25 protein-coding genes are annotated in these 26,397 nt (G+C 40.0%); 12 read left to right on the top strand and 13 right to left on the bottom strand.

Features of this window, described 5'->3' with window-relative positions; all coding sequences use genetic code 11:
* Window positions 1-14: 14 nt before the first annotated feature.
* The 6 genes from panC to mazG form a co-directional block, all read right to left on the bottom strand.
* A complete protein-coding gene (gene panC, locus F886_RS05445; protein ID WP_005302410.1) occupies window positions 15-863 on the bottom strand; it encodes a pantoate--beta-alanine ligase in 849 nt (282 codons plus the stop codon).
* Window positions 864-866: 3 nt separating this feature from the next.
* On the bottom strand, window positions 867-1,676 hold the full coding sequence (panB, locus tag F886_RS05440; RefSeq protein WP_005302408.1) for a 3-methyl-2-oxobutanoate hydroxymethyltransferase: 810 nt from the start codon (window positions 1,674-1,676) through the stop codon (window positions 867-869).
* 46 nt (window positions 1,677-1,722) lie between these two features.
* Window positions 1,723-2,205, bottom strand: coding sequence for a 2-amino-4-hydroxy-6-hydroxymethyldihydropteridine diphosphokinase (folK, locus tag F886_RS05435; RefSeq protein ID WP_005302406.1), 483 nt, complete (start codon window positions 2,203-2,205; stop codon window positions 1,723-1,725).
* Complete coding sequence (gene pcnB / locus F886_RS05430) at window positions 2,202-3,665, bottom strand: polynucleotide adenylyltransferase PcnB (RefSeq protein WP_005302403.1); 1,464 nt, start codon at window positions 3,663-3,665, stop codon at window positions 2,202-2,204. Before pcnB ends, folK begins: the two co-directional genes overlap by 4 nt.
* 125 nt (window positions 3,666-3,790) lie before the next feature.
* Window positions 3,791-4,195 (bottom strand): ComEA family DNA-binding protein, encoded by a 405-nt coding sequence (locus F886_RS05425; protein ID WP_005302401.1) that lies wholly within the window; start codon window positions 4,193-4,195, stop codon window positions 3,791-3,793.
* Entirely contained in the window at window positions 4,164-4,970 is an 807-nt protein-coding gene (mazG, locus tag F886_RS05420) for a nucleoside triphosphate pyrophosphohydrolase (protein ID WP_005302400.1), read from the bottom strand. Before mazG ends, F886_RS05425 begins: the two co-directional genes overlap by 32 nt.
* 112 nt (window positions 4,971-5,082) lie before the next feature.
* Between mazG and F886_RS05415 the strand changes: the two genes are divergently transcribed.
* Window positions 5,083-5,856, top strand: coding sequence for an SDR family oxidoreductase (locus F886_RS05415; protein ID WP_005302397.1), 774 nt, complete (start codon window positions 5,083-5,085; stop codon window positions 5,854-5,856).
* A 47-nt stretch (window positions 5,857-5,903) separates the two neighbouring features.
* Here F886_RS05415 and F886_RS05410 read toward each other — a convergent pair whose 3' ends face one another.
* From F886_RS05410 to cysM, 4 genes are read right to left on the bottom strand one after another with little or no spacing between them, the layout of a single operon-like run.
* The gene (locus F886_RS05410; RefSeq protein WP_005302395.1) at window positions 5,904-8,210 is read right to left on the bottom strand and encodes a RelA/SpoT family protein; all 2,307 of its coding nucleotides are present in this window, start codon (window positions 8,208-8,210) and stop codon (window positions 5,904-5,906) included.
* A gap of 30 nt (window positions 8,211-8,240) precedes the next feature.
* Window positions 8,241-9,632: a 23S rRNA (uracil(1939)-C(5))-methyltransferase RlmD gene (rlmD, locus tag F886_RS05405; protein ID WP_005302392.1), complete on the bottom strand. Its 1,392-nt coding sequence runs from the start codon at window positions 9,630-9,632 to the stop codon at window positions 8,241-8,243.
* 9 nt (window positions 9,633-9,641) lie between these two features.
* Window positions 9,642-10,460, bottom strand: a complete 819-nt coding sequence (locus F886_RS05400; RefSeq protein ID WP_005302389.1) for a 3'-5' exonuclease — start codon at window positions 10,458-10,460, stop codon at window positions 9,642-9,644.
* A gap of 12 nt (window positions 10,461-10,472) precedes the next feature.
* The gene (gene cysM, locus F886_RS05395) at window positions 10,473-11,405 is read right to left on the bottom strand and encodes a cysteine synthase CysM (RefSeq protein ID WP_005302386.1); all 933 of its coding nucleotides are present in this window, start codon (window positions 11,403-11,405) and stop codon (window positions 10,473-10,475) included.
* A gap of 172 nt (window positions 11,406-11,577) precedes the next feature.
* On the opposite strand from cysM, the gene F886_RS05390 reads away from it, so the two are divergent.
* The 6 genes from F886_RS05390 to F886_RS05365 all read left to right on the top strand — a co-directional run bounded on the left by F886_RS05390 (window position 11,578) and on the right by F886_RS05365 (window position 18,468).
* On the top strand, window positions 11,578-14,385 hold the full coding sequence (locus tag F886_RS05390; RefSeq protein ID WP_005302384.1) for a GacS-like sensor histidine kinase: 2,808 nt from the start codon (window positions 11,578-11,580) through the stop codon (window positions 14,383-14,385).
* Between the two features lie 94 nt (window positions 14,386-14,479).
* Window positions 14,480-15,268 (top strand): crotonase/enoyl-CoA hydratase family protein, encoded by a 789-nt coding sequence (locus F886_RS05385; RefSeq protein WP_005302380.1) that lies wholly within the window; start codon window positions 14,480-14,482, stop codon window positions 15,266-15,268.
* A 12-nt stretch (window positions 15,269-15,280) separates the two neighbouring features.
* Window positions 15,281-16,150, top strand: a complete 870-nt coding sequence (locus F886_RS05380) for an NAD(P)-dependent oxidoreductase (protein ID WP_005302377.1) — start codon at window positions 15,281-15,283, stop codon at window positions 16,148-16,150.
* Window positions 16,151-16,163: 13 nt separating this feature from the next.
* Window positions 16,164-16,958: a hydroxypyruvate isomerase family protein gene (locus F886_RS05375; RefSeq protein WP_005302374.1), complete on the top strand. Its 795-nt coding sequence runs from the start codon at window positions 16,164-16,166 to the stop codon at window positions 16,956-16,958.
* Window positions 16,959-17,039: 81 nt separating this feature from the next.
* On the top strand, window positions 17,040-17,441 hold the full coding sequence (rsfS, locus tag F886_RS05370; protein ID WP_004794586.1) for a ribosome silencing factor: 402 nt from the start codon (window positions 17,040-17,042) through the stop codon (window positions 17,439-17,441).
* A gap of 205 nt (window positions 17,442-17,646) precedes the next feature.
* A complete protein-coding gene (locus F886_RS05365) occupies window positions 17,647-18,468 on the top strand; it encodes an SDR family NAD(P)-dependent oxidoreductase (RefSeq protein WP_005302369.1) in 822 nt (273 codons plus the stop codon).
* A gap of 62 nt (window positions 18,469-18,530) precedes the next feature.
* Here the strand turns inward: F886_RS05365 and F886_RS05360 are convergent, their stop codons facing one another.
* Genes F886_RS05360 through F886_RS05350 form a run of 3 tightly spaced genes read right to left on the bottom strand, consistent with a single transcriptional unit; the run spans window position 18,531 to window position 21,451 of the window.
* On the bottom strand, window positions 18,531-19,985 hold the full coding sequence (locus F886_RS05360) for an NAD(P)(+) transhydrogenase (Re/Si-specific) subunit beta (RefSeq protein WP_004794591.1): 1,455 nt from the start codon (window positions 19,983-19,985) through the stop codon (window positions 18,531-18,533).
* A gap of 12 nt (window positions 19,986-19,997) precedes the next feature.
* Window positions 19,998-20,312: a proton-translocating transhydrogenase family protein gene (locus F886_RS05355; protein WP_003654992.1), complete on the bottom strand. Its 315-nt coding sequence runs from the start codon at window positions 20,310-20,312 to the stop codon at window positions 19,998-20,000.
* An 11-nt stretch (window positions 20,313-20,323) separates the two neighbouring features.
* Window positions 20,324-21,451 carry a Re/Si-specific NAD(P)(+) transhydrogenase subunit alpha gene (locus F886_RS05350; protein WP_004794594.1) on the bottom strand — a complete coding sequence of 376 codons (1,128 nt, stop codon included), beginning with the start codon at window positions 21,449-21,451 and terminating at the stop codon, window positions 20,324-20,326.
* Window positions 21,452-21,689: 238 nt separating this feature from the next.
* On the opposite strand from F886_RS05350, the gene F886_RS05345 reads away from it, so the two are divergent.
* The 5 genes from F886_RS05345 (at window position 21,690) to F886_RS05325 (ending at window position 26,299) form a co-directional block, all read left to right on the top strand.
* Entirely contained in the window at window positions 21,690-22,616 is a 927-nt protein-coding gene (locus F886_RS05345) for a DMT family transporter (RefSeq protein WP_005302365.1), read from the top strand.
* Between the two features lie 67 nt (window positions 22,617-22,683).
* Window positions 22,684-23,091, top strand: a complete 408-nt coding sequence (locus F886_RS05340; protein WP_005302362.1) for a RidA family protein — start codon at window positions 22,684-22,686, stop codon at window positions 23,089-23,091.
* Window positions 23,092-23,109: 18 nt separating this feature from the next.
* On the top strand, window positions 23,110-24,300 hold the full coding sequence (locus tag F886_RS05335; protein WP_005302359.1) for an MFS transporter: 1,191 nt from the start codon (window positions 23,110-23,112) through the stop codon (window positions 24,298-24,300).
* A 141-nt stretch (window positions 24,301-24,441) separates the two neighbouring features.
* Complete coding sequence (dusA, locus tag F886_RS05330) at window positions 24,442-25,446, top strand: tRNA dihydrouridine(20/20a) synthase DusA (protein ID WP_005302357.1); 1,005 nt, start codon at window positions 24,442-24,444, stop codon at window positions 25,444-25,446.
* 334 nt (window positions 25,447-25,780) lie between these two features.
* The gene (locus F886_RS05325) at window positions 25,781-26,299 is read left to right on the top strand and encodes a hypothetical protein (protein WP_005302354.1); all 519 of its coding nucleotides are present in this window, start codon (window positions 25,781-25,783) and stop codon (window positions 26,297-26,299) included.
* Window positions 26,300-26,397 lie beyond the last annotated feature (98 nt).

Here is a 26,397-nt window from a genome sequence, read left to right as displayed (position 1 = left end):
TCCTTTGATCTCTTTTATTGGGGTGTAAAGGCAACTTCTAAATTGTCAATCAAACGAGTTGCACCAAGTTTTGCCGCGACAAACAACACAATATCACGATCAAATTGAGCAGCAGGTAACAGATTTGTCTGACGAGCTTCGACATAATCAACAACAAAGCCATTATCTGTCAACTGAGTTTTGATATCTTCTACAACTTGTTGCAAATCTTTGCCTTGATGTAACTGTTGCTCAGCCTGCTTCAAACTTTGATAAATAACCGGAGCAATCTGACGATGCTCAGCGCTTAAATAACCATTTCTTGAGCTAAGCGCCAAACCATCTGCTGCACGAACAATTGGCACGCCAATTACTTCTAAAGGAATATTTAAATCTTGTACAAACTGACGAATAACGGCTAACTGTTGGTAATCTTTTTGTCCAAAGAAAGCGTAATTCGGTTGCACAATATTAAAGAGCTTAGTTACAACTAAAGCGACACCATCAAAGTGTCCTGGACGTGAACTACCACATAAAGCATCTGTAATCTGGCTGACACTGATGTTCGTTAAACGTGGTTGTGTACCGTACATTTGCTCAACTGATGGCGCAAAAATAATGTCACAGCCAACATCAGCAAGTAAGCGACTATCTTGCTCTAAAGTACGAGGATAGTTGTCAAAATCTTCGCCTGGGCCAAATTGCGTCGGATTTACGAAGATGCTTACAACCACAACATCACATAGCTTTTTCGCTTCACGAACAAGTGTGAGATGCCCTTCATGTAGATTTCCCATTGTTGGGACAAAACCAATAATTTTACGTGCAGCTCTAGCAGGATTTAAAGAAGCTGCAAGACCTTGTATGGTGGTTTCTGTTTTCATGAATTACAGCTCAACGTGAAAAGTATGTTCTTTGGCAGGGAAAGACTGATCCTGCACAGCAGCATGAAAAGCTTTAAAAGCATCTAAAATTGCAGTTTCACCTGATTGCTCTTTCATAAAGTTACGTACAAAACGCGCAACTCGACCAAAAGTTAAGCCCAACATATCTTGTACAACCAATACTTGACCATCAGTTGCATTACCTGCGCCAATACCAATTACAGGCGTATTTGGGAATAATTCAGCAATTTCTTGACCCAATTGAGCAGGAACACATTCAAGCAATAATACCGCCGCACCCGCCTCAACCACTGCTGTACAATCAGCAATAAGCTGATCTGCTGCTTCACGTGTTTTAGCTTGTAATTTATAACCACCGAATACATGTACAGATTGAGGAGTTAAGCCTAAATGTACACAAACAGGGACGCCATTACGGGTTAAGACCTGCACGATTTCACTTAACCATGCACCGCCTTCGATTTTCACCATTTGAGCGCCAGCTTGCATGACTGTTCTTGCATTTTGCAAAGCATCATTCAAGGTTGCATAACTCATAAATGGCAAGTCAGTCATAATCAAGGCATGCTGATTACCACGGCGCACCGCTGCCGTATGATAAGCCATATCTTCAACGGTTACTGGCAAAGTTGAATCTCGCCCTTGAATTGCCATTCCAAGAGAATCACCAATTAAGATTGTATCAATTTCAGCAAGTTCCATTGCTTTTGCCATGCTTGCATCGTAACAAGTTAGACAAGAGAACTTACGTCCTTCGGCTTTAAATTTTCTTAAGTCACTTAGACTAATCATGATGATATCCTCTACAGGAGTTTGCAGAACATAATGAATCAAGGGCTTAAGCCCAAGACTCATCCGCAAGTACAGTCAGCGTTGGCTGCTGTATCAGTTCTAAATTTTTAAGTGGCTGATCATTAATCTGTAAATCAGCATCTAAATCTAATAAAGGAATCACAACGAAATCTCGTTGTAGAATGCCTATGTGCGGCACAGTTAAGCGCTCATTGTGAATTTTTTCATTGCCATAAATAAGCAAATCCAGATCTAAGGTTCGCTCACCCCAACGACGAAGCCGTACACGACCAGCTTCTTGCTCAAAACGTTGTAAATGATCCAGCAAATCTAAGGGCGCAAGATCGGTAATTAATTTTGCAACTGCATTTAAATAATTTGGCTGATCTTGAGGTCCCATAGGCGGACTTTGATAAAGTCTAGAGACTTTAACCATTCCTAACGTCTTAAGCTTAGCAATGGCTTCAGATAAAATTTGACGTGAATCGCCTAAATTACTTCCTAAACCAATATAAGTGGTTATTGTCATTGCGTTGGCCCAAAGATGACTTGGCTTAAATCACGTTGTACCCGCTTACGTTTTAAAATTGGATGATCGCCTATCACGCCTGCTTCAGAAGTAGTCGCTTTTTCAACAAATCGGCCAACTGCCTGATCTTGTCTAGTACGTTCTTTTTTCCCACGGCGAGTACGTGGTTCCGGAATATCAACCAAAGGTTCAATTTCGGTGTCAACTTTATTACTTTCAAGAGGTTCAGCAGCAGCTTTACGACGGTTTCTAGCTTTCTGACGATTATATTGGCTAATCGCAGCTTCTTTTTCGTCATTTGACATTTCTTGGTAGGCTTCCCACCAACTTCCCATTCCTTGTGTTGTGTCATCACCAGATTTTTCACGAAGTAATAAGAAGTCAAAACCTGCACGGAAACGAGCATGTCCAGCCAATGCTTCTATTTGCTGTGGTTTTGGATTAAGCAAACGAGTTTGCATTTCCCAAACTTCACGAATAAAAGTTTCTGCAAAGCGAGGAATAACTGTACGTGTTGCTTGGCGTTTTAAGACATCTAAACCAGCCTGCGCACGGGCTTCAGCCGGCACAATACCTTTAGATAAATAAAACTCACAACGCTCTAAAAATGGTTGCCACAATAACACTGCATAGAAAAATGCTGGGTTAATTGTTTTCCCAACCTGAATACGTTGATCTGTATTTTTTGCTGCTCTTAAAATAAATGGAGTGAGGTTAGGCTGAATATCTGCAAAGAGTTGCTTCCAGACACCAAACTCAATCAACATTGGCAAAACACGCGCCAAATGTCCCATTGTGAACAGCTTCTGAGATTCATCGTATAAACGATGCGGAGAGACATCACGCAGTAATTGCGTCATTTCAGTATCAAAGATATCGAGAATATTTGAATCAATTTTGAAATTTAACTTAGCTGCAAAACGTAGAGTTCGCAGCATACGCACTGGGTCTTCTTCGAAGCGCTGTGCCGGATCGCCCAATAAACGTAGAGTTTTATTTTTTACATCGTCAATTGCTTTGCAGAAATCGAGCACAATACTCTTACGCGGTTGGTAATATAGCGTATTAATTGAAAAATCACGTCGAGCAAAGTCTTGTTCGATAGTACCCCAATTATTGTCACGTAAAATCATGCCTGAGGCACTAGTGACTGCTTTTTTAGGAGGGGCACGGAATGTAGCAACTTCAATAAGCTCACGCCCTGAATAGACATGTGCCAATTCAAATCGACGACCAATGATTCGGCAACGTCTGCCAAAAACTTCTTTAATTTGAGAAGGTGTCGCATTGGTCACTGCATCGAAATCTTTAGGATTAAACCCTAGCATTAAATCACGGACACCACCCCCAACAATATAAGCTTCATAGCCAGCTTTAGTCAGGCTATCGATCACATCTAAAATCGAAGAAGGAAGTTGGGCTGTGGACAAACCACATTTTGACGCTCGCAAGGTTTGCAAAAGACGCTGTCTCCTACGTCAGGACGTAAATAACAAGTTGTCGCTAATCATAGCTCTAACGCACACAAAGGGCAATTTGATTCTCTGTAGTTTGCGCATGAAATGACAATTGACAAACAGATGATTTATAAAGTCAAACGCGCTTTATTCTTTTCAAAAATGGCTGGACCAATGCCCTTTACGCTTTTAAATTCATCAATATTTTTAAAGCCACCATTCTTTTGACGGTATTCTACAATCGCTTGAGCCTTTTTCTCACCAATACCTTTTAGCTTTTGAAGCTCATCAATATTGGCTTGATTCAAGTGAACTTGTCCCGAAGAGTCAGTCATGGCTGAGCTTTTTGGAACGCTAGAATGCGAGGCGTGTTGTATGCTTAACTTCTGATCATACATCTGCTGTTTAGCCTTCCACTCCTTAAAATTTTGATCAAAAGATTGAGCCTGAACAAAGCTTGAAGAAATCAGGCTCCAAAATAAAACAATAAAAAGATAAGACTTACTCTTCCAAAGATTCATGCTGAGATGCATGTATTTTTTCCCCTAATCTTAACTGCCGCTTTGCCTGATTCCACAATTCATCCATTTCAGACAAGGTCATGTCTTCTAATGTTCTTTGCTGTTTTTGCACTTGATCTTCAATAAAAGCAAAACGGCTTCTAAATTTATGTATTGTTGATAAAAGTGATGTTTCACTTGAAATCGCAAGTTTACGTCCTACATTGACTAATGAAAACAGGCAATCTCCAAATTCATCTTGAATTTCATCAATATTTTGATTTCTCAGTGCTTGTTTAAACTCATCTAGCTCTTCTTCTAGTTTTCCATAAGCATCTTCTACGGTTTCAAAGTCAAACCCAACTTTTGCGACATTTTCTTGAATTTCTTGTGCCTGCAATAGAGCTGGTCCATGCTTTATTTCATCCAACCTTGATTGCGGCTTGCCTTGTTTTTCTTGCTGTTTAATTTGTTTCCAAAGCTCACTTACTTGCTCTGGCGTTAAATTATTAAATTGATCTGCCTGAAAAACATGTGGATGGCGGCGAATTAACTTTTCACTTATTGCCTCAACCACATCTTGAAAGTTAAAAGCACCTTGCTCACTAAACATTTGTGATTGAAACACGACTTGTAATAACAAATCGCCTAGCTCATTTCTGATTTCATCGATATTCCCCTGACGAACAGCAGCCTCGACTTCATATGCTTCTTCAATCGCATATTTAGTCAGTGACATTGGGGTTTGTTCTTGATCCCACGGACATTTTTCTCGTAACTCTTGCATGATTTTAAGCAATTTATCCATGGTAACCCTCAAGTTTAAAAAGTCGGTCAGTAAAACTAAGATTTTAATTTGTTATGATCAAAATCAAAGCGATTAAATCAGTCGCACTATTGTACTGACAAAGAGAAAAAAGATGAGATACAGTATTCTGATTAGTGGTGCCGCTCAAGGTATTGGGGCTGAAATTGCACGTGTATTCTACAAACAAGGATATAAAGTAGGCATTTATGATATTAATGAATCGCTTGCTCAGAAATTGGCAAACGACTTAGGGCCAAATGCCTGTGCCGGCTATCTAAATGTAAGTGATTACGACCAATGGCAACACATATTAAAAGAATTTACTGAATGGGCTGGCGAACTCAACATCTTAGTAAATAATGCCGGTATTTTATATTCTGGCGCATTTGAAACAACTGATATTAAAGCACACCAAAGAACAATAAATATTAATGTAAACGGTGTCATCAATGGCTGTCATGCTGCCCTACCTTATTTGAAGCAAGCTTCTTTTGCACGTGTTATCAATCTATCTTCAGCTTCTGCAATTTACGGGCAAGCTGACCTTATTTCTTACTCAGCCAGTAAATTTGCTGTTCGCGGAATTACTGAAGGTTTAGATGTGGAATGGAAAAAATATGGTATTCGCGTTTTAGATGTGATGCCGCTGTTTGTGCAAACTGCAATGGTTAACAATATGGATGCAGGCACTATTCAAAATATGGGGATAGATTTAACTCCAAATGATATTGCTCAGCAGGTGCTTGCGCTTGTAGAGAAAAAAGCTCATTTCTGGACACCTACTCACACTCCAGTTGGCATAAAAACCAAACTGCTTTACCAACTCTCGACTTTAAGCCCTCAGTTTCTAAATCGACTTACTAACATTTATTTATCCAGAAAGTAACGCATAGTAAAAAGGCTGTCATTTGACAGCCTTTTTACTCAATTTATTTAAACACCTTGAATCATGCGTCGCGCACTAATGATTCCAGGCTGTTGCTCTAAGCGAGCCAATAAGCGAGAAAGCTGTGCTAAACCCTTAACCTCAATTAACAACTTCATATTGGCAATACCATCTGCTTCAGAAATTGTATTGACCTGACGAATATTGATTTGGTCAGAGAAAATCACTTGAGTTAAGTCTTTAAGCAAACCACGACGATCATACGCTTCCACCACAATTTGAACGCTTTGACCACGTGTTGGTTGCATTTCCCAATCGGCTTCAACAGCACGCTCTGGTTCTTGCTTAATCATACGTTGGTAGTCTGAACAAATGACTTTGTGGATGCTAACACCACGGTTCAAAGTAATATATCCAGCGATTGACTCACCATGTACGGGCTGACAGCACTGCGCGATGTGCAGCTCTACATTGTCTAAACCATCAATTAAGATTCCATGAGCCGATAACGTATGGCTAGCACGTGGATTTAATGCTGGTTTAAGCACTAGTTCAGGTTCATCCTGATCTAGATGCATTTGACGGTTCACCTGATTAATCAAGGCATGTAAGCTAATATCACCGCTTACTAGACTCACTAAAATGTCATCACCCGTTTTCACGTTAAAATGTGATGAGTAATCATTTAGGTCGATACTTTTTGGGTGAATCGCTAGACGAGCTAACTCTTTATTAAGAAGTTCACGGCCAACTTCAAGATTTTTACTACGATCTTGCTGTCTAAACCAATGACGTAGCTTGTCACGGGCGCGAGAGGTTTTAATATAACCTAAAGAGTTGACCAACCAATCTCGGTTTGGATCACGATCTTTTTTAGTTAAAATCTCAACCTGCTCACCAGTTTTTAAAGTATAGGTAAGTGGCACATAGCGCTGGTTAACTCGCGCTGCATAACACTTGTTACCTACTTCCGTATGCACATGATAAGCAAAATCTAAAACTGTTGAGCCACGTGGCAATTCTTTAATATCACCATCACGACTAAAAACGTAAATCTTCTCAAAGCCTTCAAAATCTTGTAACTGTTCAAAGCCTTCTGTTTCATCTTCGTTTTGATGTACCGTCGTTTCATTACGCTCTTGATAGTGCTCTAAAACAGCACGTAATGAATGCAAACGATGATTAAAGGAATGGTCAGTATTCTTTGAACCTTCTTTATAGTTAAAGTGCGAACATACGCCTAATTCTGCTTCGTCATGCATCTCATGAGTACGAATTTGTACTTCAAGCGATTTATTCTCGGCAATTACAGCAGTATGCAAAGAGCGATAACCATTTGCTTTCGGGTTGGTAATATAGTCATCAAACTGATGCGGAATATGACGCCAGATTTGATGAACAATACCTAAAGAGTGATAACACTCAGGAACACTATTGACCAATACACGTAAGGCACGAATATCATAAAGCTGATCAAAACTCAGGTTTTTGCTTTTCATTTTTCGATAAATCGAATAAATGTGCTTCGCTCGACCTGTGATTTCTGACTCGATTCCGTAAGACGCTAACTCATTTTTTAAACGATCAATCACAAACTGAATATAGTGTTCGCGTTCTAATCGTTTTTCATTCAGTAATGACGCAATTTCTTTATAACGATCTGGCGCTAAATAGCGAAAAGCGAGATCTTCAAGTTCCCATTTAAGCTGAGCAATACCGAGTCGATGCGCCAATGGCGAATAAATAGTAAGAATTTCACGTGCTACACGTTCTTGACGTTCACGAGATGAATTTGCTAGTTCTCGTAAAGAATAGGTACGTTCAGCAAGTTTAATTAAAACAACACGAACATCTTCGGTAACCGAAATCAGCATTTTATAAATGCCACTTAAATGTTCTCGTTGATTATTATTAAAATGATCTTCTAACCGTTTATTTTTCTCAATGAGTTCCGAGAGCTTACCCATTGCCAAAGTACCTTTGACAAGGTTATAGACCTGCTCCCCAAATTTCTGTTTTACTTCTTCTATATCAGTAATGTCTTCACGCACACTACGATAGAGCATTGCTGCCGATAGAGTATCTTCATCTACATGGAGATGCGCCAGAATGTCAGCCATTCCAACGCCTGTAGCGAAAGTATTTGAACGATGATTAACCGTTGAATCCAACTCTTTTTGCAGGGTTAAATGAGCAACCTGCTCAAGCTGTTCAAGCTTCGCCCCATCTAATATTTCACGCACCCGATCCAACCATGAGGCTAAACCGATTTGCGTTTCGGCGGCATGCTCTACAGTCGTTTCCTCGGACAACTCAGTTAGTTGTTCAGGTAACTGTTCACGTACTGTGACCATACCATTCTCCTCAATATGTAACTCATGTTTTTAATCGTTTATCTCTTGAATTTTTTCAAATAGTGCAATGGATTCAACATGTTCTGTGTGCGTAAACATGTCCATCACAGCTGCTTTTTTTAACTGGTAACCATATTGGACCAAAACACCCGCATCCCTTGCCAGTGTAGCTGGATTACATGATACATAAACGATTCTTTTTGCTCCAAAATTTGATACATACTGCATAATTTCATATGCACCAGCACGAGGAGGATCAATCAATAATGCATCAAATCCTTGATTTGCCCAAGAATGATGCGAAAAATCTTTTGTTAAATCTTGTGAAAAGAAGGTTGCTTGCACCAAACTATTGCATTTTGCATTAGCTGTTGCCCGTTGCACCATTTCTTCACTCCCTTCCACACCGACAACCTGACCACTCTCACCAACACATCGTGCTAACGGGAGTGAGAAATTGCCTAAACCGCAAAATAGATCAAGTACCTTTTCACCTGGTTGCAATTGAAGCAATTCACATGCCAATTGAACCATTTGTTCATTTACTGTGGCATTGACCTGAGTAAAATCCAATGGCGAAAAAGCAAAATTTACATCAAACTGCTCTAAAGCATAGTGTAAACGTAAAGCACCTTTTTCATCATCAATACGATGAATACTTTCAGGCCCCTTAGGCTGCAAATACAACTGCCACCCTTTGTCTAACGCAAATTGCTTTAATTGGTTGACATCAGAATTGTTTAATTTTTCTACATGACGAACCAACAAAGAAATTTCATGATCACCTTTTGCTAATTCTACATGACCTATATGCGCTTTGCCTTTTAGACTTTGGAGTAAAGTACGCAGCTCAGGCAAGCTATCTGATAGTTTTTTATCCAAAACACTACAAGTGTGGATAGAAGTTAGCCGATTACTATGATGTTCACGAAACCCCATAATTAAGCGATCTGGCTTTGGCAGATAGCGCACCCCTATTCGAGCACGACGACGATAATCTGTTTGTAAAGATCGAATTGGCTCAAGCCACTGTTCAGGCTGAATTCCTGCAAAATGTTGTAAATGCGATTGGAGCACACTTTGCTTTAACCGGATTTGTTCATCAGGATGGATATGCTGCATGCTACAGCCACCGCAAATACCATAATGAGGACAAATTGCATCTATGCGATGAGTTGAAGGCTCTCCTAACAACTGCACCATCTCAGCTTCTTCAAGACGCTTTGCTTGATGGGTAATCTGAGCCTTTACAATTTCTCCGGGCAATGCATAGCGAATAAAAACTTTCTTGCCATGCTTATCTGCTGGATGATCAGGATGAGAACCATAATGCGCAATTCCTCGCCCCTCATGAGAAAGTGTTTCAACTTGAAAAATGTATTCAGGTTGTTGAGGCTTGCGAGATTTGGCTTGTTGTTTCAAAGGATGAACCTAAAAATCTGAAGGATTAAAATAGTGAGAAGTAAATTCAGTATGTTTCGAAGTACGTTCCCATACTTCAAGAAAGTCAGACTGCTGCGGCATAGTCTGTAAATATTCAATACTCGAGCTAATCCAGTGGTTATGTTCATCTACGCTCAACTGACCTTTTAGTACGAGCCAACGTAAATAAATAAACCATGTATTGAGTACATCCCCTTCACAATAGCTAGTCAATTTTAACCACTGTTGATTACGAACATATTCAGGCACATGATAACCCGATTCACCACGTTTACCCGGCAAACCTAAAATGCAGGCAATATCATCAAGCTTTTGAAAATTACGCCCATTAAACATTGCCATCACGTCCATTAAATCAATGTGGCGATGGTGATAACGGTTTTGGTAATTATTAAAACGCTTCTGGCTATCAATCTCACCTTGATCAAACAAGCCCGGTGCAGAAAGCCCATGATACATCGCGCGAAACAGAATAACGGGTAAATCAAATTGTGAGCCGTTCCAACTCACTAAAGTCGGATGACGCTTATCAAAAATTGACAAGAACTTTTGCAAAATCTCAGCTTCAGAATATTGTTCACGACTAAAAGAAAACAATCTGAAACCAGACTCATCAATCCATAGACCAGAAATACAAACAATTTCATGCAAAGGTAAGCGCTGAAAATCCATGCCTGATTCTTGACGACGGAGTTTAGTCAATGCTTGCTCTACATCAGCCTCTGGTAAATCAAGATGATATAAATGCGCTCCCGCTTTTAAATCAGTTAAAGTTTCAATATCAAAAACCAAGGTAGGGAAACGCATTATTTCTCTCAATTATGAGTTATCGTCCTGTACTGAAAACAATCCTGTAGACAAGTAGCGGTCGCCACGGTCACAGATAATGCAAACAATAACAGCATCTGGATTTTCTTCTGCAATCTTAATGGATGCCCATACCGCGCCACCTGAAGATGTACCCGCACTAATGCCTTCCATCCGCGCTAATTTACGCATGGTCTTTTCAGCATCAATTTGTGGAATATCAATAGTACGATCTACACGACTACTATCAAAAATAGTAGGTAAATATTCTTTCGGCCAACGGCGAATACCAGCAATGCTTGAGCCATCTGCTGGTTGCAAACCAATAATTTGAATATCTGGGTTTTGTTCTTTTAAATATTTAGAAACACCCATGATGGTACCAGTCGTACCCATTGAGCTTACAAAATGGGTGATTTTCCCACCTGTTTGTTTCCAAATTTCAGGACCAGTTGTTAAGTAATGAGCTTCAACATTATCAGGATTACCAAACTGATTTAAAACGTGCCCTTTGCCTTCTTTTTCCATTTGCAAGGCTAAATCACGAGCACCTTCCATACCTTGCTGCGGTGTTACTTCAATCAGCTCTGCGCCATAAGCCAGCATGGCATCTTTACGCTCCTGACTCATGTTGTTCGGCATAATAAGTTTCATTTTATAGCCACGCATTGCAGCAACCATTGCCAAAGCAATACCTGTGTTCCCACTGGTTGCCTCAATCAAGGTGTCGCCTGGCTTAATTTGACCACGTTTTTCTGCCTGCATAATCATGTTATATGCAGGACGGTCTTTTACAGAACCTGCCGGATTATTACCTTCTAATTTTGCTAAAACCGTCGCTTGCGTATGAGAAGCTAATCGCTGCAAACGAACTAGAGGTGTCTTACCTACATAGTGATCTAACAAAAATTCGTCGGCTAAAAAGTCAGGTTGTGTATTACTCATGATCAATACCTATATCGAGGTGCGCCTATTGTATGAAAAAATGCTCGCTACTGCACCCATTTCAATATGCTTTTTCATGAAAGCGATTAAAGCTCGGTCATTTATAAAATGCCGTCTGTTTTAAAATAAAGCGTGATAAGATGCCGTACAGAGAGATAAATCTGATGTAGCCATGTCTAATTTCAATAAAACCTTATCGAAACGCTTACGTCTGAATCATGCATATGGGCAATTGATTGCTCTAATTTTTGTGCCGATTATGATTTTAACAGGGGTCGGTGCTTTTCTGGTTTTAACTGAAACGTCACATTCGGTAAAACAACAACAGCTACATCACGCCTCAGCAATTTTAGCTCGCTACAATCAAATTGCGAAAGATCTATATACGCTAGTCGAACTAGAGCCCGATGAATACGATCATGCCCAGCACATTATGCAAAGCATGTTTAGCGAAAAAAATCTTAAACGCGCGGTATTAATTGATAACAATGGACAGACTTATTTAAGTATTGGTTATCGCGATAATCGTTATTGGCCGAGCTTTCCTAGTAATAATAGTTTTTTTGGTCCAATCTCTTATAACCACAATAATATTTATGGACTGCAAATTAGCAATAAAGCTGGAAAAGCCCCAGTTTGGTTAATGATTGAAATGGATAACCAGCCTCTAGAGTTGGCACGTTATCGCATTATGATTGCCCTCGTCATTACTGGATTAATGACCTTATTATTACTTTTACTGTGCTTGAATTTTTACTCTCGTCGCTGGATTGCGCCGATGTATGAAATTCGCATGCAGTTACAACGCCTAAATGCAGATACTCTAGACCAGCACCTAGTTATTAACAGTACTGGGGAGCTACGCTTACTACAGCGTGATATTGCAAATGTTGTTAAGCGATTACACTTTAGCTTTTTAGAATTAAAAGAACACACTGAACAAACAGAAGAAGACTTACGCAGAACACTAGACACCTTAGAAGTCCAAAACATTACTTATCGTCAAGCACGTGACCAAGCGATTTCATCAAACCAAGCGAAGTCAGTTTTCCTTGCCAATATTAGTCATGAGCTTCGAACACCTCTAAACAGTATTGATGGCTTTATTCATTTATTGCTTCGTCAGCAAAATTTAAATAATGAGCAAAATCTTTATTTGCAAACCATTCGCAAGTCATCTGCCCATTTATTGGCATTAATTAACGATGTATTAGATTTCTCAAAAATTGATGCGGGTAAATTAGAACTTGAAACAGCACCTTTTGATTTAGAAGAAGCCATCTTTGATGTCATGGATATGCTGTCTCCATTGGCTGCTCAAAAACATATTGCCATGGCTTTTTACTATGCGGACAACATTCCACAAGAAGTGATTGGCGATGCTTTACGCTTCAAGCAAATCTTGACCAACTTGATTTCTAATGCGATCAAGTTCACTCCTGATGGTGAAATTATTGTTCGCGTTCGTATGGAACATGATGATATTGGGCAATGTCTGCTTCATTTCAGTGTTCAAGATAGTGGTATTGGTTTAAGTGGCACAGACCGTAAAAAACTATTTGAATCATTCTCGCAAGGTGATGCCTCAGTTACACGTCAATTTGGTGGTACAGGTTTAGGTTTAGCTATTTCTAAACAGCTTGTTCATCTCATGCATGGTCAAATTGGCTTTGAAGATAACCAAGAACGTGCACCAACTGAAAAAGGCTCAACCTTCTGGTTTACCGCACAATTTGTGGTAGATGAAGACTACGAAATCGAACACCCGCACTTTGAACATTTACAAGTGGTGTCGTATCTTGCACACCCTGCTACAGCAAGTGTTTTACGTTACTACCTTGAAAACTACCATGTTCCTCACATCGAAACTCAATCGATTTTGGACTTGTTTAGCCGCTTAAAACATCTTGATCAGAAAGATAATACATGGCTCATTGTTGACCATAGCGGCGACACAGAGGCATTATTAAAAGAAATACGTAGCCGTTATCAAGGTAATTTAGCCGTCTATGGCTATCAAATGACGCTTGAGCCAAACATGCTCAGTGAATACCGTGCTCGCCCTCTATATCAACCATTAAGTCGAAGTGGACTTATTCAATTATTAAATGATCAGCCTATTTTTGAAGAGGAACAACAAGACTTTAATGGTCAGGGTTTACACATTCTGGCAGTAGATGACCATCTTCCTAACTTAATTGTTTTAGAAGCCTTGCTCGGTGAACTCAATGTTAAAACAACTAAAGCACTCAGTGGACAAGAAGCACTTAACCTGATCCAAGAGCGAATTGACCAGAAACTTAAACCATTTGATTTAGTGTTTATGGACATTCAAATGCCTGTCATGTCAGGCATTGATACCACTCGTGCTATTCGCTCTTTAGAATCGACTTTAGACGGAGAAATGCAATTACCAATTATTGCGCTCACTGCCCATGCACTTGCCGATGAAAAACAAAAACTCCTTAAAGTAGGCATGAATGACTATGTCACCAAGCCAATCCAAATGGAGCAAATCATCCAGATCTTAACGCAATGGACTAAAAACAACTTTACAGCAAAAGCTTTAGATAAAGACCATCATGTCGTTGCGGAAGCTTTAGATCCACAAATTTTAAACTGGCAACAAAGTTTGCAGCTTGCAGCAAATAAAGAAGACTTAGCGCAAGATCTACTTAAAATGTTAGTTGATAGTTTTCCAACTGAACTAGATGAAATGCAGCAGCTCATTGAACTTGAAGACTTCCCTCAGCTTGAGCATGTTTTACATCGCCTCTATGGTGCTACTCGCTATGTAGGCGCCCCAAAACTACAACAAGTGACCGGTGACTTTGAACAGTTTATTTCAACGCTGCGTAAAGAACGCCGTATAGCAGATGAAGGTTTCATTGAAGAAGTGATGCAGCGCTTTAATGAACTAGGTCTTGTCGTTAAAGAAGTAGAAAGTGCAGCCCATCAAATCTTGGTGATTCCTGACTAACATCTCTATCAAAGAGGCATGACTGGGCTGTCATGTTTCCAAATTACAGCCATGTTATGCTCCGTTCATCTATAAAAAAAGAAGCGGGAATCTCATGGCACTCTTACGTATTGAAAAAAATAATGGCATTGCAACGGTATATTTAAACCGTCCAGACAAACGCAATGCAATGAGTTTTGCCTTATTAAAAGAGTTAGTTTCAACTGCAAAAGCAATTAAAAAGGATAGAGATATTCGCTGTGTTATTTTGACAGGCGAAGGGAATGTGTTTAGTGCTGGAATTGATTTATCCGACCTAAACAATCCGAAAAACTCTGCTTTTGCCATTTGGGAACTTGTAAAACCCGGACAAAGTCTTTTTCAAAAAGCATTTCTGACTTGGCAGAATTTACCTGTCCCAGTTATTGCTGCATTAGAAGGATATTGTTTCGGCGCGGGTATGCAACTTGCGTTGGCTTCCGACATTCGAATTTCTCATCCAGAAACAAAAATGTCGATTATGGAAAGCCGTTGGGGTTTAGTTCCTGATATGGGGCTTACTCGCTCATTAAAAGGTTTAATTAGCGTTGACCTTGCAAAAGAACTCACCTTAACTGCCCGTGTTTTTGACGGGAATTATGCAAAAGAAATCGGTCTTGTGACTCATTTAAGTGACTCACCTCTAGAGAGAGCAAATGAGATTGCAGCTGAAATGTTACAACGCTCACCTGATGCCCTCACAGCAGCAAAACGTGTACTTGATGCAATGGAGCATCAACCAGAAAAATCATTACGTCTAGAAAAAATCTGGCAACTTAAATTATTACTTGGTAAAAATAGCAAACTTGCTCGTAAAAAAGACAAACATCCGGAAGTTAATTTTTTACCACGCCAATATAAATAAAGAGCTTAGATGATGAATTTTGATCGTAATACCCCTATTGCTTTTTTAGGTATGGGGCTTATGGGAAGTCGGATGGCAACCCGCCTTATTCAAGCCGGCTTTCAAGTTTCGGTTTGGAATCGAACCTTCTCTGCATGTGAAGAACTGATTGATATCGGCGCCCAACCTTTAGAACTTTCAAATATTGGTGACTACCCTATTATTTTAATCTGTCTAGCAGATGATAAAGCCGTAGAGGCAGTATTTGAAAAAATTCAGCCTAACTTAAAAGCTGAACAAGTTATTGTGGATTTCTCAAGCTTATCTGTTGCTGCAACAAAAACGCTTGCTCAAGCAGCTGCCACACATGACGCTATTTGGATTGATTCACCTGTATCAGGCGGAACAGCTGGAGCAGAACAAGGCACACTTGTCATTTTTGCAGGCGGTGATGCTCAAATGATTACGGAACTAACGCCTGTTTATAATGTTCTATCTCAACGTGTAACGAGAATGGGCGATACAGGAACTGGCCAAGCCACCAAAATTTGTAATCAACTGATTGTTGCAGCCAACAGCGCCCTTATTGCTGAAGCTGTCGCGCTTGCAGACCGAGCTGGTGTAGATACGACTTTACTCGCTCCAGCTTTAGCAGGCGGATTTGCGGACTCTAAACCCTTTCAAATTCTAACTCCACGTATGGCAACTCATACCTTTGAGCCAGTTCAGTGGAAAGTTCAAACATTATCTAAGGATCTTAATAACGCAGTAACATTGGCTAACAATGTTAATTTAGACATCCCAGTTGCACAAAAAGCTCTATTACAGCTACAAACTCACCAAAAAAATGGCTTTGCTGAGAAAGATTTAGCTACTATGATTCAATTAGTAGAGCAAAAATAAACGGAGTTTGAGTATGGGTCGTCTTGCAGTCAATTTATCCATGATTTTTACCGAAGTTCCTTTAATTGAACGCTTCGCTCTAGCCCATGCACAGGGCTTTGAATATGTAGAAATTCAATTCCCTTATGAATTAACTATTGCAGATATTCAAACTCAACTCGAACGCTATAATCTTAGTCTGTGTCTAATTAATGTGCCTGCGGGTGACCTTATGCAAGGCGGAAACGGTTTAGCAGGCATTCCCGGCCAAGAAATAGCTTTCCATGAAGCATTAGAGTTAGCCATTAGCTATGCCACAGCTTTAAAGGTTCCTCGTGTTAATATTCTAGCGGGCAAGCAACCGCTCGATGCCGACTTACTGCCTTGTTTAAAAACCTTAGCAGCTAATTTAAAACTTGCGTGCAACTTACTCAGTGAACACGATATAGAACCCGTTTTTGAAATGATTAACGGTACAGATATGCCCCGCTTTTTAGTACAAAATATTGCGCAGGCACAAGAAATGCTAGAAGCAGTCAACGACCCTATTCTAAAAATGCAATATGACTGCTATCACATGGCAATGATGGGCGAAGACGTTCTTGAAGGTTTACAAGAGAATATTAACTCAATTGGTCATATTCAATTTGCGGACTGTCCGGGCCGTCATGAGCCAGATACAGCTGAAATTCCTTATGAACAAATTTTTTCTTGGTTAAAACAAAGTTCTTATCAAAACTATATTGCAGCAGAATATAAGCCTGAAAACACTTCAAATCAGTCATTTACATGGAAGAAAAAGTATTTTTCCGATGATGTAAATATATAAACTGTTACGAGTTTTGTTTGAAATTTAGCGCGAAAACCACTATATTAGATAGTGAGTAATTGTCAGGAAAATATACCCTATATGAATTTAGAACCATCGCCCAGCGTGTCTAATTCTCACGATTTCGCAATGAATACCTCAAATAAAGACGTACAAACTTGTCTCAAAGTCGTCCACGACGCTTTAGTTGATGTAAAAGCAAAAGATATTCTCCAGTTAGATGTTAGCTCAATTAGCAATGTCGCTGATGCTATTGTAATTGCGAGCGGTACTTCTACTCGTCATGTGAAAGCACTTGCAGACAATGTTGCAGAAGAAGCTCGAAAAGCCGGTTTCCGCCCGATTGGCGTTGAAGGTGAACGAGATGCAGAATGGATCTTAATTGATCTCGGCTTTGTTGTAGTACATGTGATGCTACCAACAGCTCGTAAATTTTATGATTTAGAAAGCTTATGGCGTACCGCTCCAGAGTCGGTTGCTTAAAATTTTGCTTTTAAAAAAAGCGGCTCTTTTGAGCCGCTTTTTTATTTACTAAATAAAGATTTTAACCATTTTCAAATATCCCATCACCCCCACAAATACCAATCATCACTTACAACCAAATTTGACATGACAAATTGTCAGATTTGCAGCACTATATATTTTCTGAAAGTCCTCACCAATAAATAGCATAACCGGAGTACAGAAAGTGAAGATATTAATTACAGGCGCCAATACGGGCATTGGCTTTGCTACAGCAGAACAACTCGTTAAACAAGGGCAACACGTCATTCTAGCGTGCCGAAATCCACAAAAAGCCCATGATGCGCAGAACAAACTACTTTCACTTAATCAAGGCCAAGTCGATTTAGTTTCCCTCGATTTAAACAGTCTTGAGTTAACCCGAAAAGCAGCAGATGAAATTGCTGATCGCTATGGCAGCCTTGACGTACTTATTAATAATGCAGGCTTATTTGCCAAAACCAAACAATTGACTAATGAAGGCTTTGAGCAACAATTTGGGGTTAACTATTTAGGTCATTTTTTACTTACCCAAAAATTACTCCCAGTTTTAAAACAATCTCCGAAAGCACGTATTATTCATCTAGCATCTATTGCTCACTGGGTGGGTTCAATTAAACCCAACAAGTTTCGTGCAGAAGGTTTTTACAATCCCCTGTTCTATTATGGGCAATCAAAGCTTGCAAATTTATTATTTAGTAATGCATTAGCAGAACAGCTAGCTGGAAGCTCAATTACTAATAATGCATTACACCCCGGCGGTGTTGCTTCCGATATTTATCGTGACTTACCAAAACCGGTTTATGCAGCGATGAAATTAGGATTAGTGCCAACTTCAGTTCCAGCAAATCTCATTACAGAAATGGCAACTGGAGATGCTTGGCAAAACCGTAATGGCGAATATGTCAGCGCACATATGCCAGACTGGAAATCATTACATGCCAAAAATCAGCAACTGGCACGCGACCTCTATCAACAATCTCTAAACCTCGTAGAAAAATTTCTTTAAACAAATAAGCCAAATAAAAAAGCCACCCAAGGGTGGCTTTTACAATCCTGATTGGGGTCAGATTAGTGACCACCACCATTGATTGCTTTTGTCATATCTTCAACAACTTTTTTAGCATCACCAAAGATCATCATTGTTTTTTCGTTATAGAACAAATCGTTGTCTAGACCAGCATAACCTGTTGCCATAGAACGTTTAATCACCATGATTGTACGCGCTTTATGAGCTTCAAGAATCGGCATACCATAAATTGGCGAGCTTGGATCATCTTTCGCAGCAGGGTTTACAACGTCGTTTGCACCAATTACAAGCACTACATCTGTTGCAGGGAAGTCTGAGTTAATCTCATCCATTTCCAAGATGTCTTCATATGCCACGTCCGCTTCTGCAAGCAATACGTTCATGTGTCCAGGCATACGACCAGCAACAGGATGGATTGCGAAACGAACGCGAACACCTTGCTCTTTTAGAATTTCACATAATTCTTTTACAGCATTTTGTGCACGACCTTGCGCCATACCATAACCAGGTACAATCACAACGCTGTCAGCATTTGACATCAAGAAGCCAGCATCATCAGCAGAACCAGAACGATGGTTACGTTGAACTTGCTCACCTTTGGCAGCAGTAGCAACCGCTGCACCGCCCATTGCACCACCAAACAATACATTGATGATCGAACGGTTCATTGCTTTACACATGATGTACGACAGAATCGCACCAGATGAACCTACGAGAGAACCCGCAACGATCAACATGTTGTTTTCAAGTGTAAAACCAATACCTGCCGCAGCCCAACCAGAGAATGAGTTAAGAAGCGATACTACTACAGGCATATCACCACCACCGACCGGTGCAATCCATACCCAGCCAAATGCAAGCGCAAGAGCTGTCATTGCCCAGAAAGCAGTCATGTTGCCAGTCGTGAAGAAGTAAAATCCACAAGCCAACATCGCAATAAAGATAAGCGCTTGAACAGGTTTAACCCATGCACCAGAAATTGTTTTAGCCCATTTTTTCGCAGCCAATTTACCGTACGCAAACACAGATGCAGTAAAGGTAATCGCACCAACGAAACAACCAACAAACAATTCAAATAAGTGAACTTTGCTCATGTGCACATGTTGCACACCAGCTGCCGTTAAAGCTGCTTCATTTTGTGCAAACAATTCAGTTAATTGGTTGTTATGTAAAATTGCAGCAATTGCAATTAAAACAGCTGCCAAACCAACCAAAGAGTGCATAAGCGCAACAGTTTCCGGCATTTGCGTCATTGGTACAGTACGAGCACGTGCAATACCTACGATTGCACCAAGCACCATTGCACCAACAATCATCCAGATCACTGGGTTATTCGCAACAAAGAAAGTCGTTACAACTGCAATCGCCATCGCGATCATACCGTAACGGTTACCTTGAATTGCTGTTTTAGGGCCAGACAAGCCACGAAGCGTCAAGATAAAGAGAATTGCACCTACAAGGTACAACCAGTTCGCATTTGCTTGAATAAATTCCATGTCAAAGCCCTCTTATTTCTTTTGCTTAGGCTTGAACATTTCCAGCATGCGTGCAGTTACTGCAAAGCCACCGAAAATATTAATGCTTGCCAAAAATACTGCAATCGCACCAAGTACGCTCACCACATTTACACTTTGAAATGCAACGTTAGCATCTACACCCAAAATAGGTAGACCCACAGTTTGCAACATCGCACCCACTACAATAATAGATGACAATGCATTGGTTACAGCCATAAGCGGCGTATGTAAAGCTGGTGTAACACCCCAAACTACGTAATAACCTACGAAGATGGCAAGGACGAAAATTGTAATAGTTTCAACCATGAGAAATCTCCTTAACCACGCTTAAGCAGTACTTGACCGCCATGAGTGACCAATAGGGCTTTTTGGATTTCGTCTTCTTGATTAATCGCAAAGTTTTTCTCTTTGTCGAATAAAGTCTCTACGAAATTAAAAACGTTACGTGCATATAGCGCTGAAGCTTCTGTCGCTACAGTTGCCGGAATATTTGGGATACCCAAAATTTTCACGCCATTTTCTGTAAAAACAGTCTCGCCCACTTTAGAGCCTTCAACGTTACCGCCAGTTTCAACAGCCATATCTAAAATGACAGAACCCGGTTTCATCTTGGCAACAGTTTCAGCCTTAATCAGACGTGGTGCATCACGACCCGGCAAGAGCGCAGTAGTAATCACGATGTCAGCGTTAGAAACAGCCTTATCAACAATCGCAGCTTGGTCTTTGATGTATTGCTCACCCGGCATCCATCCATAACCATTTTTAGCGGCATCCGCTGCACGTTGTTGTTCTTCTTCAGACATTGGTACGTCTAACCACTTACCACCCAAAGATTCAACCTGATCTTTTGCTGTAGGACGTAAATCGGTCGCCTCAACAATTGCGCCTAAACGCTTTGCGGTTGCAATTGCCTGAAGACCTGCAACGCCCACACCCATAATCACAACACGAGCAGGTTTTACAGTACCAGCAGCAGTCATAAGCATTGGGAACATGCGCTGATATTCAGCAGCAGCAAGCAAAACTGATTTATAACCAGAAAGGTTTGCCTGAGAAGACAATACGTCCATATTCTGCGCACGAGAAAGCGTACGAGGAAGCAATTCCAGAGCAAAAGCAGAAACTTGCTGATTCGCAAACTGATCTAGCTCGGTATTACGATAAGGATCAAACATTGCTACAACAGCAGTATTTGCTGCAAGTTTTTGAATTTCCCCGCCTTGTGGCGCGCGAACTTTCAAAATAATTTGACTACCCGTATAGGCATCATCCGTAATGGTTGCACCGACCTGTTCATAAGCACTGTCAATGTACGCGGCCTTTACACCAGCACCACGTTCAATCACAACGCTATGACCAGCGCTAATCAACTTCTTTACTGTCTCTGGCGTAGCAGCTACACGATTTTCACCGACGACAGTTTCGGTTGGGATTCCGATCTGCATGAGCGTTCCTCAAGCTAATTTCTCATTGTCAAAAACATTGCAAGCTGCAATGTTTCCCCCATGTGTATTCTTTGTACAGAATTTGGATTCTAATTGAACTTTTTTAAAATACCACCCAATATTTATTTAATAAATACCCATATTTTGAACTGATGATTCACGATATTTGATTTGAGGTGTAATATAGGAAGATTTTTCTTTTTTTGTAGACAACAGTCTCTCTTATACAGTCTTGTATATGAAAATTTCGTTTTCTTCGTTTCAAATCGGGTCTTTTTTTGCTCTTTGCTCTGCTTTTCTATTCAGTACAAAAGCAATCTTTATTAAACAGACTTATGCCCTTTCTCCATTAGTAGATGCTACAGTCCTGATGGCTTTACGCATGTTAAGCGCTTTACCGTTCTTTCTACTTATTTGTTGGTTTAACAGGCATCATAATCAGGGCATAAAAAAGAAGGATTGGCTAATTTTAATTTTTGCCGGTCTATTAGGCTACTACTTTGCCAGCTGGCTCGATTTTATGGGCCTCATGTTTATTAGTGCCTCTCTTGAGCGAATTATTCTATTTTTATATCCCACGCTTACTGTCATCGTCTCAAGCTTACTCTACAAACAAAAATTAGATGCAAAAAGTTTATTTGCCATTTTTCTTAGTTATGGTGGAACCGTGCTGGTTATGCTTCAAGAGCACAACAACGCACCAATTCAGGGCAACTTCTGGTTAGGTACAAGTTTAGTATTTGCAAGTGCTGTAGCTTTTGCAGGCTATTTGCTATTAACCCCACCATTAATTAAGAAATTTGGTTCTTGGAATTTCACTGGGTTAGCATTAACTGTGGCTTGTATCGGCACATTAACCCACTATGCACTCAGCACACCTCAACCTATTCAACTTCTATTACAGCTACCCTCTAGTGTGATTTGGTATGGGGTTGGTCTAGGCTTTTTAGTGACCGTCTTACCTACCGTTATGCTCATGCAAAGTATTGAACGATTAGGTGCCTCTCAATCTGCAATGATTGCTTCGATTGGACCAGTTTTAACGATTTTGCTTGCTGTTGCTTTTTTAAATGAACATTTAAATATGTGGCAATGGGTCGGTTGCCTTCTCAATATTACTGGTGTGATGATGATTACACTCAGAAAGAAAAGGCTAAAACATTAAATTCTCTTGACCTCAACTTAAGTTGAGGTTGGATACTCATCTAAATTTTAATGAACGGTTGAGTTCCATGAATAAAGAAACTTTTAAAATCATAAATCCATCAACTTTATATGACCCTACCCCAAATGCTTATAGTCATGTGGCTGTAGTAGAAAATTTTAAAAAGATTATTCATATTGCAGGTCAAGGTGGCGAAAACTCAAAAGGTGAATTAAGCCCAAGTTTTGAAGAACAAGTTATCCAAGCCATTAATAACATTCAACATGCTTTAAAAGCCGCCAATGCAGAGCTTAGTAACATTGCAGTGTTAAGAGTTCTAGTTGTTAACCACTCAGATGAAAAACACCAAATTTTGATTAAAATTATGCAAAATTTATGGAAAAATCATCCTTTTCCAGCCTGTACACTCATTCCTGTACCACGCCTTGCACTAGAGCATATGCTCATTGAAGTCGAAGCAACCGCATACACCTAATAAAATCGAGAGAACATCATGTCTACCCCTGAAGATATCAGTCAGAATAAACCTTTGCTTTGGTTGATGGCAGCAGCATGTGGCTTATGTGCAGGTGTGAATTACTATTGTCAGCCGCTGATTCACTCGATTCAACAAGAGTTTGCTGTAACTCAAGCACAAGCTGCTTTAACAGTGACATTTGCTCAGGTGTCTTATGCCCTCGGTTTACTCTTTATTGTTCCAATGGGTGACATCGTTAATAAAGCCAAGGCCATTCCATTTTTAATGGTGCTTTGTGCAATTGGCCTATTTACTTCTGCTTTTGCTGTGAACTTGCCTATGCTATGGATTGGTACAATTTTAGCAGGCTTGTTTTCTGTTGCCGCTCAAGTGCTTATTCCTCTTGCCACAATGACTGTAAAACCCGAAAAAACTGGCGAAATCATTGGTTTTTTAATGAGTGGTTTATTAGTGGGGATTTTACTCTCTACCAGTCTGGCAGGCTTATTTTCGAACCTTTTTCACTGGAAAATGGTGTATGTAGTAAGCGGCGTATTAATGCTGCTGCTAGCATTTACCTTAAAAAGCCGCTTGCCTTATGTCTTACGTATGAAAATGAACTATGGGCAAATCTTTGTTTCCATGGCTCAACTTTTAAAGCAGGAAAAGCGATTATTATTAAGAGCGCTTACAGGTGCTTTCGCCTTTGCAGCAGTAAGTATCTTGTATTCCACTATCGCCTTACTCCTTACCTCAGCACATCACTTACCTGATCTCTTTATTGGACTAGTGCCTTTAGTGGGCATCTTCGGTGCTTTATCAACACGTTACATTGGTAAATATGCGGATCAAGGACATACTGGCTTACTGACATGGATGGGCTGCGGGCTGTTCTTAGTAAGTTGGGTTTGTTTCTACTTCGGACAAACTCTACTTTCTACTTATGTTATTGGTTTTGCTTTAATTCAATTAGCACTCGCGCTCGTACACACCAGTAACCAAAGTATTATTTTCCGTTTACGACCAGATGCAAAGTCTCGTATTAATGCCATTTATATGACGACTTACTTTATTGGTGGCGCAGGCGGTTCAGCATTAGGAATTTTTGCATGGAACCGTGGTGGATGGACCATGACTTGCCTTGCAGGGATTGGACTAGTTGTTCTTTGTATTTTATTTAGCATGTTCGATACGATCTTACAAAAAAAGAAAATGGTTTCCCAATAAGGTAACTTGTTATAAATCATCTTTCTATATTCAACCCAAGGGTGGTTATAAATTACTCGGTTAAATGCCCCTGTCGATTCAAGCATAAACCTCGTATAATGCTGCCCTTTCATTAATTTAGCGACTTTTGGGCTATTGGTTATGCAATCACTTCAATCGTTACAACCTCGTATTTCTGTCGCACCCATGATGGACTGGACTACAAAGGATTATCGATTCTTTGCACGCCTGTTTAACCCAAATGTTGTACTTTACACAGAAATGGTGACCACAGGTGCGATTCTTTTTGGCGATGCAAAACGTCATTTGGACTATAGCGCACAAGAACATCCTATCGTATTGCAACTTGGTGGCTCAAATCCGCAAGAGCTTGCGACCTGCACAAAAATGGCCGAAGACTGGGGTTACGATGAAGTCAACCTCAATGTTGGCTGCCCAAGTGACCGTGTACAGAACAATAAAATCGGTGCTTGCTTAATGGCAGAACCAGACTTGGTTGCTGAATGCATTCATAACATGCAAAAAGCAGTCAGTATTCCCGTAACGGTAAAGCACCGTATTGGTATCGATGACATGCAATCTTACGAAGAGATGCTTCATTTCGTAGATACTGTTGCGGCAACAGGTTGTACTTACTTCGTTGTGCATGCTCGTATCGCTATTTTGAAAGGTCTATCTCCGAAAGAAAACCGTGAAGTTCCACCTTTGCGCTATGAAGATGTTTATCGTTTAAAACAAGAACGTCCACATCTCACCATTGAAATTAACGGCGGAATTAAAACATTTGCCGAAACTCAAACACATTTACAGCATGTTGATGGTGTCATGATTGGCCGTGAAGCCTACCATAATCCGTACTTACTCGCGGAAATGGGTCAGCTTTGGAATTTAGAGGCACCTGATCGATTCGATATTATGGAACAAATGCTGCCTTATATTGAACAACGTATGGCTGAAGGTGCTCCTCTTTCAATCATTACGCGTCATATCTTAGGTCTATTCCAAAACTTGCCAGGTGCTCGAAAGTGGCGTCAGGCACTAAGTGGTGGAAATGCAAAAACTTTAGGTGATGTAGAACAGGCTATTAGCAACATGCAAGCAGCTCTAATGCGTACCGAGGAATATTTAAAAGAGCAGCAAGCTTAAGTTTGTGAGCACTTCTTAAATTGTAAGAAAATGTGGCATTTTAAATCAGAGACTTAGATTTTGAGTATATTCGCAAATGTTGAAGCAAAATATTCAAATTTAAGCTCTGGTTAATTATTTATTTATAATGATATCAATAATTTAAATTTCACTATTTTTAATCACTCTTTTGATGAGTATCTTTTTACTCCGAAGCAGGTACCTCTGGAAAAAAGATACGTTATTACATAACATAAACAAAACTTTTAAGGTACGCCGATTAGTATCTCTGAACGCCACAGGTAGGTGGTGATTTTTTTAATATGGATATGAGTAGCACGGTAGAGATTTCACGATGATTATTTATGACGGACAAGTAGCTGATAATTACATGTATCAGGATTCAAATCAGGCAGCCATTGTTGTATCCCACAGCACCCCAAGCCTCCCTTATCCCTTCACCATGAAACCCAATAATCATCAGACAGAAACTTCCAGTACTCCCGCCATAGATATTGATAAATTTGTAGAAAAATTAGAAAGTGTTACCTCTAGACGCAGTAAAGCTCGTTGCGCACGCAGTATCCGCCTTGCACTAGAATCTGCTGGTGCCAATGTCGAAAACCACCCAATCGCAGCTTCAGATTGGGGAGATACCTTAAAAAAGATTGGCTATAAAGAAATTAATCCAGCCTTTGATGAACCACAAGAAGGCGACATCTATATCATTCACAGAACCCGTAACCATGTTTATGGACATATTGCTGGATATACAGGAAGTGAATGGGTCTCTGACTTCAAACAAAATAGTTATGATGTCTATAAAGATGATAGCGTAACCTATACTTATTACCGATTAGGGCAAGCTACTTAAGAACCAGATGTTCAATCACTTGAATCATTTCAAGCACCTTATCAAACAAACATTTTGAATCCAGCTTGGCTTCTTTTTTGCTTTATTTTCATATTGTA

Origin of the sequence: Acinetobacter sp. NIPH 542, from assembly GCF_000369825.1 — a bacterium.
Classification (GTDB): domain Bacteria; phylum Pseudomonadota; class Gammaproteobacteria; order Pseudomonadales; family Moraxellaceae; genus Acinetobacter; species Acinetobacter oleivorans.
The sequence above is the reverse complement of the archived record's forward strand: the minus strand, read 5'-3'. Positions and strand labels throughout refer to the sequence as shown.